At 61.0% G+C, this 1,365-nt stretch carries 1 protein-coding gene; it reads left to right on the forward strand.

What is annotated here, in order from left to right:
* The first annotated feature begins 69 nt into the window (after positions 1-69).
* Positions 70-1,092, forward strand: coding sequence for an IS110 family RNA-guided transposase (locus tag AC1D05_RS35705; RefSeq protein ID WP_477447672.1), 1,023 nt, complete (start codon positions 70-72; stop codon positions 1,090-1,092).
* Positions 1,093-1,365: the final 273 nt, after the last annotated feature.

Consider the following 1,365-nt stretch of genomic DNA (forward strand, 5'->3'; position numbering starts at 1 on the left):
TGATGCGGTGGACGGCTCTCCTCCCTTCCTGCGGTATGATCGCGGGATTAGAGCTGGAGGAGCGCTATGATGAGCAACGTTGCGACAATCGGTCTGGATATTGCGAAGTCCGTGTTTCAAGTCCACGGCGTGGATGCGGCTGGTGAGGTTGCAGTTCGCAGGAAGTTGACGCGTGGGCGCGTGCTGCCGTTCTTTGAGAGCCTGCCGCGTTGCCTGGTCGGAATCGAAGCCTGCAGTTCGTCGCATTATTGGGCTCGCGAGCTAATCGCGCGTGGCCATGATGTGCGGCTGCTGCCGGCACAGTATGTGAAGCCGTATCTGAAGCGGCAGAAGAATGATGCTGCAGATGCAGAGGCGATCTGCGAGGCCGTGACAAGACCGACGATGCGCTTCGTGCCGGTGAAGTCGCCCGAGCAGCAGAGTGTGATGATGCTGCACCGGGTTCGATTGATGCTCAACCGCCAGCGCACACAGATATCGAACGCGTTGCGGGCGCACCTATCCGAGTTCGGGGTCGTGGCGCCGATCGGGCGTAGTGGAATTGAGCAACTTCTCGTGGTCATCAACGACGAGAACGATGCCAGGATACCGGCCGACGCACGGCTTTGCCTGAGGATGCTGGAAGCACAGCTTCGTGTCGTGAAGGAACAGATCCTCGAAAACGATCGCCGGGTCCGTGCGAGTGCGCGAGAGACCGAACTGGGTCGCAGGTTGATGGAGATTCCGGGCGTTGGCCCACTGCTGGCGAGTGCGTTCGTTGCGACCGTCGCCGATCCGCACGCATTCAAGTCGGGGCGATGCCTCTCGGCTTGGATCGGGCTCGTGCCGAAGCAGAACTCGAGCGGGGGCAAGGAGAAGCTCGGCAGCATCTCCAAAGCCGGCAATCGCTACCTGCGACAGTTGCTCGTGGTCGGCGCCATGGCGGTCATCCGCTATGCCGAACGGAACGGGACCAGGCGCCCCTGGCTGGTGCAACTGATGGCGCGGCGAACAACCAAGGTCGCGGCGGTTGCGCTGGCTAACAAGACAGCCCGCATGGTCTGGGCATTGATGACCGGCGGCGAGCGCTACAGGGAGCCGGTCATCGCATAGAACGAAACAAGGCGCGGGATCGCCAACGAGGTTGGAAAGGGCGGACAGGAGCTAATGCACAAAGCCGGTTGAAACCGCCGGATCAGGAAAACCCACTGGGGCCGTGCACTATAAGTGCGAGCTTTCGATCGGGACCTGAAACGCGCGAATGGCATTATGGCCAGCGGCACATGAAAGGCCGCACCTACAGGTCGGATACATGGCCGCACCAACCAGCAACTGCAAAAGCTCACAAATCCCTTGCCAACGGAGAGCCGTCCATACACGGCCCCA

The organism is Mesorhizobium sp. P2_E9 (assembly GCF_056403815.1).

Bases quoted from the DNA above. Each gene is read 5' to 3' on its own strand.
- AC1D05_RS35705 (WP_477447672.1), top strand. From the start codon at position 70: ATGAGCAACGTTGCGACAATCGGTCTGGATATTGCGAAGTCCGTGTTT.